This window comes from Streptomyces sp. NPDC005281, from assembly GCF_040607495.1.
In the GTDB taxonomy this organism is placed as follows: Bacteria; Actinomycetota; Actinomycetes; order Streptomycetales; family Streptomycetaceae; genus Streptomyces.
This window is the reverse complement of the sequence record NZ_JBEXGX010000006.1, coordinates 163151-177098: the sequence shown is the minus strand read 5'-3', so window position 1 is coordinate 177098 and position 13948 is coordinate 163151. Positions and strand designations below refer to the sequence as shown.

Genomic DNA, 13948 nt, shown 5'->3' with positions numbered 1-13948 from the left:
TCAGCCCTCCGAAGGGGCGAGGCGCCGGAGCTCCGCCTCGGTCGACTTGAGCAGGTCGTTCCAGGCGGACTCGAACTTCTCGACGCCCTCGTCCTCAAGGAGCTGGACCACGTCGGCGTAGGCGATCCCGAGCTTCTCGACGGCGTCGAGTTCGGCACGGGACTGCTCGTACGTACCGGCGATGGTGTCGCCGGTGATACCGCCGTGGTCCTCGGTGGCCTCCAGGGTGGCCTCCGGCATGGTGTTCACCGTGTTGGGCGCGACCAGCTCGTCGACGTACAGGGTGTCCTTGTACGCCGGGTCCTTGACGCCGGTCGAGGCCCACAGCGGACGCTGCTTGTTGGCCTGCGCCCGGTCGAGGGCCGTCCAGCGGTCCGAGGAGAAGACCTCCTCGTACGCCTCGTACGCGAGCCGGGCGTTGGCGACGCCCGCCTTGCCGCGGGCGGCCTTGGCCTCGGGGGTGCCCAGGGCGTCGAGCCGCTTGTCGATCTCGGTGTCCACGCGGGACACGAAGAAGGACGCCACGGAGTGGATCTTCGACAGGTCCAGGCCGCGTTCCTTGGCCTTCTCCAGGCCGGAGAGGAAGGCGTCCATGACCTCGCGGTAGCGCTCGAGCGAGAAGATCAGCGTGACGTTGACGCTGATGCCGAGGCCGATGACCTCGGTGATCGCCGGCAGACCCGCCTTGGTGGCCGGGATCTTGATGAGCGTGTTGGGACGGTCCACGAGCCAGGCGAGCTGCTTGGCCTCGGCGATCGTCGCGCCGGTGTTGTGCGCAAGACGCGGGTCGACCTCGATCGAGACCCGGCCGTCCTGGCCCTCGGTCGCGTCGAAGACGGGACGCAGGATGTCGGCGGCGTCGCGGACGTCCGCCGTGGTGATCATGCGGATGGCTTCCTCGACGGTGACCTTGCGGGCCGCGAGCTCGGAGATCTGCTGCTCGTAACCGTCTCCGCTGCTGATCGCCTTCTGGAAGATCGACGGGTTGGTGGTGACGCCCACGACGTGCTGCTGGTCGATCAGCTCGGCAAGGTTGCCGGACGTGATCCGCTTGCGCGACAGGTCGTCCAGCCAGATCGCGACGCCTTCCTCGGAGAGGCGCTTGAGTGCGTCTGTCATGGAAATTGCATCTCCTACGTGTCGTATGTCAGCGTCAGCGCTGGGCTGCGGCGATCGATTCCCGGGCGGCTTCCGCGACGTTCTCGGCGGTGAAACCGAATTCGCGGAAGAGCACCTTGGCGTCGGCCGAAGCACCGAAGTGCTCCAGCGAGACAATGCGTCCGGCGTCCCCGACCAATCGGTGCCAGGTGAGACCGATTCCGGCCTCGACCGAGACACGGGCCTTCACCGAAGGCGGCAGGACGCTGTCCCGGTACCCCTGGTCCTGCTCGTCGAACCACTCGACACACGGCATCGACACGACCCGCGTGGGGACGCCCGCGGCCTGGAGCTGCTCGCGCGCCTCGACGGCCACGTGCACCTCGGAACCGGTGCCGATCAGGATGACCTCGGGCGTGCCGCCCTCGGCCTCGAACAGCACGTAACCGCCCTTGGCCGCGTTCTCGTCGGCCTCGTACGTCGGAACGCCCTGACGGGTCAGCGCGAGACCGTGCGGGGCGCCCTTGCCGTACACCTTGGTGTAGCGCTTGAGGATCTCGCGCCAGGCGATCGCCGTCTCGTTGGCGTCCGCGGGACGGACGATGTTCAGGCCCGGGATGGCGCGCAGCGAGGCGAGGTGCTCGACCGGCTGGTGGGTGGGGCCGTCCTCGCCGAGACCGATCGAGTCGTGCGTCCACACGTACGTCACCGGCAGGTGCATCAGGGCCGACAGGCGGACCGAGTTGCGCATGTAGTCGGAGAACACCAGGAAGGTGCCGCCGTAGATGCGCGTGTTGCCGTGCAGCGCGATGCCGTTCATCTCCGCGGCCATGGAGTGCTCGCGGATGCCGAAGTGGATCGTGCGGCCGTACGGGTCGGCCTCGGGCAGCGGGTTGTCCGCCGGGAGGAACGAGCTGGTCTTGTCGATCGTGGTGTTGTTCGAGCCGGCGAGGTCGGCGGAGCCGCCCCACAGCTCGGGGATGACCGCGCCGAGGGCCTGGAGCACCTTGCCGGACGCAGCGCGGGTGGCGACGCCCGTGCCCGCCTCGAAGACGGGGAGCTTCTCCTCCCAGCCGACCGGCAGTTCGGTGGCCGCGATGCGGTCGTACTCCGCTGCGCGCTCCGGGCTCGCGGTACGCCAGGCGGCGTAGCCCTTCTCCCACTCGGCCTTGGCCTGGGTACCCCGGTCCAGGGCGTGGCGGGTGTGGGCCAGCACCTCGGCGGCGACGTCGAAGGACTTCTCCGGGTCGAAGCCGAGGACGCGCTTGGTGGCCGCGACCTCGTCGTGGCCGAGCGCCGAGCCGTGCGCGGCCTCGGTGTTCTGCGCGTTCGGGGCGGGCCAGGCGATGATCGAGCGCATCGCGATGAACGACGGCTTGTCCGTCACCTTCTTCGCGGCCTCGATGGCGTTGTAGATGGCGTGCGGGTCGAGGTCGCCGTCCGGCTTCGGGGCGATCCGCTGCACGTGCCAGCCGTACGCCTCGTAACGCTTGACGGTGTCCTCGGAGACCGCGGTCTCCGTGTCGCCCTCGATCGAGATGTGGTTGTCGTCCCAGAGGAGGACGAGGTTGCCGAGCTTCTGGTGCCCGGCCATGGAGGACGCCTCCGCGGAGATGCCCTCCTGGAGGCAGCCGTCACCGGCGATCGCGTAGATGAAGTGGTCGAACGGGGACTCGCCCTGGGGCGCGTCCGGGTCGAACAGGCCGCGCTCGTAGCGGGCGGCCATCGCCATGCCGACCGCGTTGGCGACACCCTGGCCGAGCGGACCGGTCGTGGTCTCCACACCCGGCGTGTGACCGTACTCGGGGTGTCCGGGGGTCCTGCTGCCCCAGGTCCTGAAGGACTCCAGGTCGTCCAGCTCCAGGCCGAACCCGGCCAGGTAGAGCTGGGTGTAGAGGGTCAGGGACGAATGGCCGGCGGACAGCACGAAGCGGTCGCGTCCAACCCAGTCGGGGTCCGCCGGGTCGTGCCGCATCACCTTCTGGAAGAGGGTGTAGGCGGCGGGCGCCAGGCTCATGGCCGTACCGGGATGGCCGTTGCCGACCTTCTGTACGGCATCGGCGGCCAGGACGCGGGCGGTGTCCACGGCCCGCTGGTCCAGCTCGGTCCACTCGAGGTCTGTGGTGGTCGGCTTGGTGCTCACCCTGGGTCAGGGCTCCTCTCCACATGTCACACATGTCGAAATGCCGGTGCACTGGGCGCCCCGGCCGTTGTCGAGCCTACCCCCGTGAGTACGCGCGTTTTTTCGAGTCATTCCAGACTGCCGGGACTCGTCGGGATCCGCCTCCCGACTAGGTCGTTCCGTGTTCGGCACATGAATACGGAGCCGCTCGTCCGAGTGCTCAATCGAGTCTCGATCAGCTCTTCCGGCCGCACTCCCCAACACGGGCGCACCCCCGCGAATGCCGGGGTCTGGGCAACGTCTACAGTGGCGTGGTACGCGCGGGCCTTCGCGGGGAATTCATTCCGGGGCCCGCTGGGATGTCTCTGTCAGGGGTGTGCGTGACGGCCGTCGAATCCCGTCCAGCCGGTGTGCTCGGGACGAGCAGCAGCCGGGGCCAGCGGCCGTTCGGGGCCCGTGTCAAGGCGTTCGTGGCGCTGACCAAGCCGCGGATCATCGAACTGCTGCTGATCACCACCGTTCCGGTGATGTTCCTGGCCCAGCAGGGCGTGCCCGACCTGAAGCTGGTGCTCCTCACCTGCCTCGGCGGCTTTCTGTCCGCGGGCGGCGCCAACGCGCTGAACATGTATATCGACCGCGACATCGACGCCCTCATGGAGCGCACCTCGCAGCGCCCCCTCGTCACCGGCATGGTCAGCCCCCGTGAGTGCCTCGCCTTCGGCATCACGCTCGCGGTCGTGTCGACCCTGCTGTTCGGTCTCGCCGTCAACTGGCTGTCGGCCTGGCTGTCGCTCGGAGCGCTCCTCTTCTACGTCGTCGTCTACACGATGATCCTCAAACGGCGTACCTCGCAGAACATCGTGTGGGGCGGCATCGCCGGCTGTCTGCCCGTGCTCATCGGCTGGTCGTCCGTCACGAACTCCATGTCGTGGGCGCCGGTCATCCTCTTCCTCGTCATGTTCTTCTGGACGCCCCCGCACTACTGGCCGCTGTCCATGAAGGTGCGCGACGACTACGCGCGCGTGGGCGTGCCGATGCTGCCGGTGGTCGCGAGCAACAAGGTCGTCGCCCGCCAGATCGTCATCTACAGCTGGGTGATGGTCGCGGTCTCGCTGCTGCTCACCCCGCTCGGCTACACGGGCTGGTTCTACACCGTGGTCGCGCTTGGCGCGGGCGGGTTCTGGCTGTGGGAGGCGCACGGTCTTCAGAACCGCGCCAAGGCCGAGGTGTCCGGCGGCAAGCTGAAGGAGATGCGGCTGTTCCACTGGTCGATCACCTACGTGTCGATCCTCTTCGTGGCCGTCGCGGTGGACCCCTTCCTCCGCTAGACCACCTGCCCGGAGCCCGGGTTCGGCGGCCCGGCGGTCCAGGGAGACGTGGACGGGAGGGGTGCGTGGCCAAGGCCACGCACCCCTCCCGTCGCTCTTTGATCTACCCGTCGGTAGCATCCTGGCCATGGCAGAAACCCAGCACATCGACGAGACCCCCGGCACCGTCCAGGACCCCAGGGCCGAACGCGCCGCCGCCAAGCTCGCGCAGCGGATCACCGCCTTCTCCAAGGCGCACGGCGGCGCCGAGGCGCAGGTCGCGTACATCGGACAGCGCGGCGCCCGCATCGTCCTCGTCGGTGAGGACGGCGGCTGGGGCGACCTCGTGGCGACGAGCTACGAGATCGCCGAGAACGCCGTGAAGAAGGCCGGGATCACCGTCCACGAGACCTTCGACGGCGAGTTCGCGGCCAAGGTCAAGACCGGTCCTTACGAGTGGAAGCGCATGGCCGGCATCCAGCTCGGCGGTCCCTCGAACGGCTGACGTCTCACCCGTCGCACGGACGGCCGACAATCGTCGGCTGTTCGCACGGGGTGTGCCCGACCAACACCTGACACCCGGCTCAGCCGTTAGGACCTGAAAAGCAACGGTCCATTCGCGGGGAGTCCGGATGATCGAAACGCCGTCCCTCGTGGACCAGTACTGCCATGGCGTACTGCGGACGGAGCTGGGCCTCGGCACGTTCGAGGCCCACCTCTCCAGGACCGAGGGACCGCCGGCCGCGGGCACCACCTTCTTCGACACCCAGACGGGCTTCGCCGTACGACGCTGGTGCCCGCCCCTGCTCGGACTCGAACCGCACTGCACGCCCGCCCGCTATCTGGCCCGGCGCCGCGAACTCGGGGTCCTGGAATCCGGGCGAAGACTGCTGCGCGGCAGCGGTATCACCACGTACCTCGTCGACACCGGGCTGCCCGGCGATCTGACCGGACCGGGCGAGATGGCCTCCACAGGGGCCGCCAGCGCGCACGAGATCGTCCGGCTGGAACTGCTCGCCGAACAGGTCGCCGACACCTCGGGAACCGTCGAGGCCTTTCTCGCCAATCTGGCCGAATCCGTCCACGGGGCCGCCGCGAACGCCGTGGCCTTCACCTCCGTGGCGGGCGCGCGGCACGGTCTGGCCCTCGCGCCCGAACCGCCCGGACCCGGGGAGGTGCGCGGCGCGGCGGGCCGCTGGCTCGCGGGCCGCCGGGTGGGCGGGGCGCTCACCGACCCCGTCCTGCTCCGCCATCTGCTGTGGATCGCGGTCGCGTCGGGCCTGCCCCTGCAACTGCACGCCGGACTCGGCGAACCAGGACAGCGCATCGACCGCACCGACCCCGTGCTGCTCACCGACTTCGCCCGCGCCACGGCCGGCCTCGGCACCGATCTGGTCCTGCTGCACGGCTATCCGTACCAACGGCACGCGGCACACCTCGCCGGCGTCTTCTCACATGTCTACGCCGACCTGGGCGCCGCCCTGGTGCGCACCGGCGCGCGGTCGGCCGCCGTCCTCGCCGAGATACTGGAGCTGGCCCCCTTCGGCAAGCTCCTCTTCTCCAGCGGGGCCCAGTGCCTGCCCGAACTCCATGTGATCGGAGCACGCCTCTTCCGCGAGGCACTGGCCCGGGTGCTCGGCAACTGGGTCGCCGAAGGGGCCTGGTCACTGGCGGACGCCCAGCGGGTCGCGACCCTGATCGCGGCGGGGAACGCCCGGCGGGTGTACGGGCTGGAGTGAGCGCGTGGGCGCGCGGAAGCGCCGTCCCCCTGGAGCCACCGGGCTCCTGGAGGGGCTACGCGCGCGTGAGGGCCGACTCCGTTGCGGGACCCGGCAGGTCCGCCACGACGTCCGGGCGTTCGCGCAGAGCCAGCAGGACGCGCAGCACACCGATCCACACCAGGCAGGAGCCGAGCATGTGGAGGGCGACCAGGGCCTCGGGCAGGTCGGTGAAGTACTGGACGTAGCCGATGACGCCCTGGGAGAGCAGGATCAGGAACAGGTCGCGGGTGCGCCGCAGGGGACCCTGGGGGGCGTCCACCGCCTTCAGGACGAACCAGAGGGCGAAGGTCAGCGTCACGACGATCCAGGCCAGCACGGCGTGCAGCTTGGCCACGGTCTCCCAGCCGACGGGAATGCGCTCGACCTCGCTCGAGTCGCCCGCGTGCGGTCCGGCCCCGGTGACGACCGTGCCGACCGCGATCAGCAGGACGGCCGCGACGACCAGGAACCACACGAGCTGCTGCACCGACCTGCCGACGAGCGGACGCGGTGCCGCGTCACCCTCGCGGGTGCGCTGCCACATGAGCGCGGCGACGGTGATGAGCGCGGTGGAGAGCAGGAAGTGGGCGGCGACCGTGTACGGGTTCAGGCCGACCAGGACGACGATCCCGCCGAGGATCGCGTTGCTCATGACGATCCAGAACTGGGCCCAGCCGAGGCGGGTCAGATCGCGCCGCCACGGCTTCTGCGAGCGCGCCGCGACGATCGCCCACCCGACGGCGGCGCACAGCACGTACGTCAGCATGCGGTTGCCGAACTCGATGGCGCCGTGGAAGCCCATCGCGCTCGTCGCCGTGAGCGAGTCGTCGGTGCACTTGGGCCAGGTCGGGCAGCCGAGGCCGGAGCCGGTGAGCCGCACGGCGCCGCCGGTGACCACGATCACGACCGACATGACGAGCGCGGCGAGGGCCGCGCGCCGCACCGTCCGGGAGGCCGGGGTCCAGCGTTCGGCGATGAAGGCGAGCGGGTTGCGCACCGCGCTGAGGGCGTCGGCTCGGGTCAGGTTCTGCACGCGCACCATCGTAGGGGCCCGCTTGTGCACGCTTTCACGAGGGTCGCCCCCGGACGGACGTATCGGTCACTCCCGGTGGAAGGTCCGACAGCTCCCCGTGGCGGAGCCGGTCACTCCCAGCGGAAGAACCGGCCCGCCGCGCCGAGCCCCACGACCGCCCAGACCGCGAGGATCCCCAGGTCGGCCCAGGGCATCCCGGCACCGTGCTGGAGCACGTCCCGCAGCCCGTCGGACAGGGCCGAGACGGGCAGCAGACCGAGCACGTCCTGGACGCCCGCGGGGAACTTGTCCATCGGCACGATCACCCCGCCGCCGACCAGGAACAGCAGGAACACGAGGTTGGCGGCGGCCAGCGTCGCCTCGGCCTTGAGCGTGCCGGCCATGAGCAGGCCAAGCCCGGAGAAGGCCGCGGTACCGAGGACCAGCAGGAGCAGGACGGGGAGCGGGCCGCCGTGCGGCGACCAGCCGAGCGCGAAGGCGATCGCGGTGAGCAGGATCACCTGAAGGATCTCGGTGACCAGGACCGACGCCGTCTTCGCGGCCATCAGTCCCCAGCGGGGGAGCGGCGAGGCGGCCAGCCGCTTCAGGACGCCGTAGCGGCGCTCGAAGCCCGTGGCGATGGCCTGGCCGGTGAACGCCGTCGACATCACGGCCAGCGCCAGGATGCCGGGCGCGAGGAAGTCGACCGCCTTGCCCGGACCGGTGTCGATGATGTCGGCCGAGCTGAACAGGACGAGCAGCAGCGTCGGGATCACGACCGTCAGCAGGAGCTGCTCGCCGTTGCGCAGCAGCATCCGGGTCTCCAGGGCGGCCTGCGCGCGGATCATGCGGGGCAGCGGGGCGGCGCCCGGCTTCGGGGTGTACGTGCCGGTGGTCACGGACGCGGCTCCTTGCCGGTCGGTTCCGAGCTGGGCCTGGCTCATGAGCGCAGCTCCTTGCCGGTCAGTTCCAGGAAGACGTCTTCGAGGGTGTGGCGTTCGACCGAGATCTTCTCCGGCATCACACCGTGCTGGGCGCACCAGGACGCCACGGTCGCCAGCAGCTGCGGATCGACCTTGCCGCCGATCCGGTAGGCACCCGGTGTCAGCTCGGCCGCCGTGCAGTCCGCGGGGAGGGCCTTCAGCAGCGAGCCCACATCCAGTCCCGGGCGGCCGGTGAAGCGCAGGGTGTTCTCGGCGCCGCCGCGGCACAGCTCCTCGGGGGAGCCCTGGGCGACGACCCGGCCGGCGTCGATGATCGCGACGTCGTCGGCGAGCTGCTCGGCCTCGTCCATGTGGTGCGTGGTGAGGATCACCGAGACACCGTCGGAGCGGAGGTCGCGGACCAGGTCCCAGGTGGCGTGGCGGGCCTGCGGGTCGAGGCCGGCGGTCGGCTCGTCCAGGAAGACCAGTTCGGGACGGCCGACGACCGCCATGGCGAGCGCGAGGCGCTGCTGCTGGCCGCCCGACAGCCGCCGGTACGTCGTGCGGCCGCAGCTCTCCAGGCCGAGCCGCTCGATGAGAGCGTCCACGTCCAGGGGATGGGCGTGCAGTCTCGCGACATGGCGGAGCATCTCGTCCGCGCGGGCGCCCGAGTAGACGCCACCCGACTGGAGCATCACGCCGATGCGGGTGTGCAGCTCACCGGACTGTCTCGCCGGGTCGAGGCCCAGGACGCGCACCGTGCCGGAGTCCGGCTTCCGGTATCCCTCGCAGGTCTCGACCGTGGTCGTCTTGCCCGCGCCGTTGGGTCCGAGTACGGCGGTGATGCCCGCCGTGGCCACCAGGTCGAGGCCGTCCACCGCGGTCTTCGTGCCGTACCGCTTCACCAGGGCCTGGACCTGGACCACGGGCTCGCTTCGCATGAGGAGCAATTCTAGGGACGTCGCCGCGGCTCCGGACCGCCGGGGGCGGCGGCGGTCTCGACGTCCAGGTCCCGCGGCCGGTGCACGGGCAGCCACCGCTGCGCGTACGCCACCGCGTCGGCCACCGGGAAGAGCCGCGCCCGGGCCGCGCCCACGATGCCGCGTACGACGGGGCGGTCCCGTTCGAAGTCGGAGCCCAGCTCCTCGAAGAGATCGGAGTCGATGGACACCTCCCGCACCTTCTCCCAGCCGGTCGGGGACGGGCGTCCGACCTCCACGACGGGCGAGGGCATGCGGTATTCGGCGAGGTGGAAGCTGGTGCAGGAGTCGTAGCCCGCGCCGAGCAGCAGGACCCGGGCGCCGCCGGCCTCCAGCCGGGCCAGCGGGCTGCGCTCGCCGAGCCGGCAGTCGGCCGCGTGCCCGGCGAGGACCGTCGCCGCTCCCGGGCCGATGGCCGCGAACGAGGTCTCCGGATGCGCGCTGCGCAGGGCGCCGGGCCAGTTGCGGACCGTCTCGGGTATCACGCCGACACCCCGGGACGGCGTCACCCGGGGGTCGTAGGCGGGCATGGTCGCCCGGATGGTCGCCCACCACTCCTCGGGAACCGGCGGGCGGCCCCACAGCGCCGGGTCGGAGAGGTCGCCTGACTGCGTCGGGACCACCAGGGTGCCGTCCGGGCCGAGGGCGTCGAGAAGTCCCTGCACGACGGCCACGGGGCCGCCGTTGACCCAGCCGAGGGCGCTGAGCGAGGAGTGCGCGAGAAGCGTCTCTCCCGCTCGTACTCCGAGCGTGCGCAGGTCCGCGGCAAGGGTGTCCCGGGTGACGAGAGGGCCGGTCGGAGGGGGTGTGGGCATGGTCCGGCAGTCTTCCCGAGGGACGGCAGGCGCGCCACCGAATTGATCGATCAAAGATCGTTCGCCCAGGTCACCTTAGGTATGCCTAAGTGACACAGCGCACCGCCCGCCCCGGAGGGCGCGGCTTGTCAGGCCCTGAGGAATTACGCAACAATGGCGTTGTGAAAAACGTTGGCGAGGCTCGGGAGACCCCCGCGGGGGCCCCGCAGGAGGAACTCGCGACCGGTGAGCGCTCGACGCGCAACCGGGTCGCGCGGTCGATCCTGGACCACGGCCCGTCGACCGTCGCCGACCTGGCGGGCCGACTGGGCCTGACCCATGCCGCCGTACGCCGTCATCTGGACGCGCTGGTCGCCGACGACGTCGTGGAAGCACGTGAGCAGCGGGTCTACGGAGCGCGTACGCGCGGCCGTCCCGCCAAGGTGTTCGCCCTCACCGACTGCGGCCGGGACGCCTTCGACCAGTCCTACGACAAGCTCGCCGAGGACGCACTGCGCTGGATCGCCGAGCGCGAGGGCGGGGACGAGGCGATCCTCTCCTTCGCCCGCGCCCGGATCGCCGCGCAGGCCGGGGCGTACCGCGCGGCCATCGAGGCCGCGACCCCCGAGGAACGCACGGAAGCCCTGGCGAAGGCCCTGAGTGCCGACGGATACGCTGCCACGGCGCGCAGCGCACCGGTCGGCGAGCAGCTCTGCCAGCACCACTGCCCGGTCGCGCATGTCGCCGAGCGGTTCCCGCAGCTGTGCGAGGCCGAGACGGAGTTCTTCTCCCAGCTGCTCGGCACGCATGTCCAGCGACTGGCCACCATCGCCCACGGCGACGGGGTGTGCACGACGTTCATCCCCAAGATTTCGCAAGCCACTCATAACGCATCCGCAAGCACGGCCGGGAGGAACCCCGCATGACGCTCCCCACGGAGACTGCTCACCCCGAACTCGAGGGCCTGGGCAAGTACGAATACGGCTGGGCCGACTCCGACACGGCCGGTGCCTCTGCCAAGCGCGGTATCAACGAAGACGTCGTCCGCGACATCTCCGCGAAGAAGAACGAGCCGGAGTGGATGACCAAGCTCCGTCTCAAGGGCCTGCGTCTCTTCGCGAAGAAGCCCATGCCCAACTGGGGATCCGACCTGTCGGGCATCGACTTCGACAACATCAAGTACTTCGTGCGTTCCACGGAGAAGCAGGCGGAGTCCTGGGAGGACCTGCCCGAGGACATCAAGAACACGTACGACAGGCTCGGCATCCCGGAGGCGGAGAAGCAGCGCCTCGTCGCCGGCGTCGCGGCCCAGTACGAGTCCGAGGTCGTCTACCACCAGATCAACGAAGAGCTCGAAGCGCAGGGTGTCATCTTCATGGACACCGACACGGCGCTGAAGGAGCACCCTGAGCTCTTCAAGGAGTACTTCGGCACCGTCATCCCGGTGGGCGACAACAAGTTCGCGTCGCTGAACTCCGCGGTGTGGTCCGGCGGCTCGTTCATCTACGTGCCGAAGGGTGTGCACGTCGAGATTCCGCTCCAGGCCTACTTCCGTATCAACACGGAGAACATGGGCCAGTTCGAGCGGACCCTGATCATCGTCGACGAGGGCGCCTACGTGCACTACGTCGAGGGCTGCACGGCTCCGATCTACTCCTCGGACTCCCTGCACTCCGCGGTGGTCGAGATCATCGTGAAGAAGGGCGGCCGCTGCCGCTACACGACGATCCAGAACTGGTCGAACAACGTCTACAACCTGGTCACCAAGCGCGCCGTGGCGTACGAGGGCGCGACCATGGAGTGGATCGACGGCAACATCGGTTCCAAGGTCACCATGAAGTACCCGGCCGTCTACCTGATGGGCGAGCACGCCAAGGGCGAGACCCTGTCCATCGCCTTCGCGGGCGAGGGGCAGCACCAGGACGCCGGCTCCAAGATGGTCCACATGGCGCCGAACACCTCCTCGAACATCGTGTCGAAGTCCGTGGCGCGCGGTGGCGGCCGTACGTCCTACCGCGGTCTCGTCGAGATCGGCGAGGGCGCCCACGGCTCCAAGTCGAACGTCCTGTGCGACGCGCTGCTCGTCGACACCATCTCCCGCTCGGACACGTACCCGTACGTCGACGTCCGCGAGGACGACGTGTCCATGGGCCACGAGGCGACCGTCTCCAAGGTCTCCGAGGACCAGCTCTTCTACCTGATGAGCCGCGGTCTGACGGAGTTCGAGGCGATGGCGATGATCGTGCGCGGCTTCGTCGAGCCGATCGCCAAGGAACTGCCCATGGAATACGCCCTCGAGCTCAACCGGCTGATCGAGCTCCAGATGGAGGGCGCGGTCGGCTGACGCCGAACACCGCCCCCGTCACGCCACTCACGTAAGAAAGCGAGCAGACCGACAGCCATGGCTGAGGCTCAGAACTCCCCCAAGTCCTCGACTGCGCTCGGACAGGGGGGACCCCCACCGTTGGGCTCGACCACCGCGGGCCAGATCGCGGTGGCCGCCGAGTCGACCGTCGCCACGCGCATGAGCGCGCCTCCGTCCTTCGACGTGGCGGACTTCCCCGTCCCCCACGGCCGCGAGGAGGAATGGCGGTTCACCCCGCTGGAGCGCCTGCGCGGGCTGCACGACGGCACCGCCGTCGCGACCGGCGGAGGCGTACGGATCGACGTGAGCGCCCCCGAGGGCGTCACCGTCGAGACGGTCGCCCGGGACGACGCGCGCGTCGGAAAGGCCGGCACCCCGGTCGACCGCGTCGCCGCGCAGGCGTTCTCGGCGTTCGAGAAGGCCGGTGTCGTCACCGTCCCCAAGGACGCGGTGCTCACCGAGCCCATCCGGATCGCCGTGCACGGCGAGGGCGGTATCGCCTACGGCCACCAGATCATCGAACTGGGAGCCTTCGCCGAGGCCGTCGTCGTCATCGACCACACCGGTGACGCGGTCCTCGCCGCCAACGTCGACTACGTCCTCGGCGACGGCGCCAAGCTGACCGTCGTCTCCGTCCATGACTGGGACGACACGGCCGTCCACGTCGGCCAGCACAACGCGCTGATCGGCCGCGACGCCACCTTCAAGTCCTTCGTGGTCACCTTCGGTGGCGACGTCGTGCGCCTGCACCCGAGGGTCGCCTACGCGGGCACCGGCGGCGAGGCCGAGCTGTTCGGCCTGTACTTCACGGACGCCGGCCAGCACCAGGAGCACCGTCTCCTGGTCGACCACAACACCCCGCACTGCAAGTCCAACGTCATGTACAAGGGCGCGCTCCAGGGCGAGGGCGCGCACGCGGTCTGGATCGGCGACGTCCTCATCGAGGCCAAGGCCGAGGGCACGGACACCTACGAGATGAACCGCAACCTGGTTCTGACCGACGGTGCCCGCGTCGACTCCGTGCCGAACCTGGAGATCGAGACCGGCGAGATCGTCGGCGCCGGCCACGCCTCCGCCACCGGCCGCTTCGACGACGAGCAGCTCTTCTACCTGATGGCCCGCGGCATCCCGGCCGGCGAGGCCCGCCGTCTGGTGGTGCGCGGCTTCTTCGCCGAACTGGTCCAGAAGATCGGTGTCGACGACATCGAAGAGCGCCTTCTCGTGAAGATCGACGAGGAGCTGGAGGCGTCGCTCTGATGCCCGGCACCTTCGTGCGCGTCTGTGGGCTGAGCGAGCTGGAGGAGAACACCCCGAAGCGGGTGGAACTCGACGGCACGCCGGTCTCGGTCGTGAGGACCGAGGGGGAGGTGTTCGCGATCAACGACATCTGCTCGCACGCGAACGTCTCACTCTCCGAGGGCGAGGTGGAGGACTGTCAGATCGAATGCTGGCTGCACGGCTCCGCGTTCGACCTCCGCACCGGCAAGCCGTCCGGCCTTCCCGCGACGCGCCCCGTCCCCGTATACCCCGTTCAGATCGAAGGGGACGACGTGCTCGTCTCCCTCAACCAGGAGTCCTGAGGCACCC

Annotated in this window: 13 protein-coding genes; 7 read left to right on the top strand and 6 right to left on the bottom strand. The window is 69.8% G+C overall.

Annotated features, from left to right (window positions below; translation table 11 throughout):
* The gene (gene tal, locus ABZV42_RS11375; protein WP_356051723.1) at positions 1-1119 is read right to left on the bottom strand and encodes a transaldolase; all 1119 of its coding nucleotides are present in this window, start codon (positions 1117-1119) and stop codon (positions 1-3) included.
* Between the two features lie 34 nt (positions 1120-1153).
* Positions 1154-3241 (bottom strand): transketolase, encoded by a 2088-nt coding sequence (gene tkt / locus ABZV42_RS11370; RefSeq protein WP_356051721.1) that lies wholly within the window; start codon positions 3239-3241, stop codon positions 1154-1156.
* A 353-nt stretch (positions 3242-3594) separates the two neighbouring features.
* Here tkt and ABZV42_RS11365 point away from each other — a divergent pair, with 353 nt between their 5' ends.
* From ABZV42_RS11365 to ABZV42_RS11355, 3 genes are all read left to right on the top strand, one after another.
* A complete protein-coding gene (locus tag ABZV42_RS11365) occupies positions 3595-4548 on the top strand; it encodes a heme o synthase (RefSeq protein WP_355991463.1) in 954 nt (317 codons plus the stop codon).
* Between the two features lie 127 nt (positions 4549-4675).
* A complete protein-coding gene (locus ABZV42_RS11360) occupies positions 4676-5032 on the top strand; it encodes a hypothetical protein (RefSeq protein ID WP_355990892.1) in 357 nt (118 codons plus the stop codon).
* Between the two features lie 127 nt (positions 5033-5159).
* The gene (locus tag ABZV42_RS11355) at positions 5160-6266 is read left to right on the top strand and encodes an amidohydrolase family protein (protein ID WP_355990889.1); all 1107 of its coding nucleotides are present in this window, start codon (positions 5160-5162) and stop codon (positions 6264-6266) included.
* A gap of 55 nt (positions 6267-6321) precedes the next feature.
* Here ABZV42_RS11355 and ABZV42_RS11350 read toward each other — a convergent pair whose 3' ends face one another.
* The 4 genes from ABZV42_RS11350 to ABZV42_RS11335 form a co-directional block, all read right to left on the bottom strand.
* A complete protein-coding gene (locus tag ABZV42_RS11350; protein WP_355990887.1) occupies positions 6322-7329 on the bottom strand; it encodes a COX15/CtaA family protein in 1008 nt (335 codons plus the stop codon).
* Positions 7330-7430: 101 nt separating this feature from the next.
* Entirely contained in the window at positions 7431-8243 is an 813-nt protein-coding gene (locus ABZV42_RS11345) for an ABC transporter permease (protein ID WP_356051719.1), read from the bottom strand.
* On the bottom strand, positions 8240-9163 hold the full coding sequence (locus ABZV42_RS11340; RefSeq protein WP_356051717.1) for an ABC transporter ATP-binding protein: 924 nt from the start codon (positions 9161-9163) through the stop codon (positions 8240-8242). The genes ABZV42_RS11345 and ABZV42_RS11340 overlap by 4 nt, the downstream gene beginning before the upstream one ends.
* A gap of 11 nt (positions 9164-9174) precedes the next feature.
* Positions 9175-10017 (bottom strand): AAC(3) family N-acetyltransferase, encoded by an 843-nt coding sequence (locus tag ABZV42_RS11335; protein WP_356051715.1) that lies wholly within the window; start codon positions 10015-10017, stop codon positions 9175-9177.
* 161 nt (positions 10018-10178) lie between these two features.
* Between ABZV42_RS11335 and ABZV42_RS11330 the strand changes: the two genes are divergently transcribed.
* Genes ABZV42_RS11330 through ABZV42_RS11315 form a run of 4 tightly spaced genes read left to right on the top strand, consistent with a single transcriptional unit; the run spans position 10179 to position 13941 of the window.
* Positions 10179-10922 (top strand): metalloregulator ArsR/SmtB family transcription factor, encoded by a 744-nt coding sequence (locus ABZV42_RS11330; protein WP_355990876.1) that lies wholly within the window; start codon positions 10179-10181, stop codon positions 10920-10922.
* Positions 10919-12340: a Fe-S cluster assembly protein SufB gene (gene sufB, locus ABZV42_RS11325; RefSeq protein ID WP_355990873.1), complete on the top strand. Its 1422-nt coding sequence runs from the start codon at positions 10919-10921 to the stop codon at positions 12338-12340. Before ABZV42_RS11330 ends, sufB begins: the two co-directional genes overlap by 4 nt.
* Positions 12341-12397: 57 nt before the next feature.
* Positions 12398-13618: a Fe-S cluster assembly protein SufD gene (gene sufD, locus ABZV42_RS11320; RefSeq protein ID WP_356051713.1), complete on the top strand. Its 1221-nt coding sequence runs from the start codon at positions 12398-12400 to the stop codon at positions 13616-13618.
* Entirely contained in the window at positions 13618-13941 is a 324-nt protein-coding gene (locus ABZV42_RS11315; protein ID WP_355990867.1) for a bifunctional 3-phenylpropionate/cinnamic acid dioxygenase ferredoxin subunit, read from the top strand. Before sufD ends, ABZV42_RS11315 begins: the two co-directional genes overlap by 1 nt.
* The last annotated feature ends 7 nt before the right edge of the window (positions 13942-13948 follow it).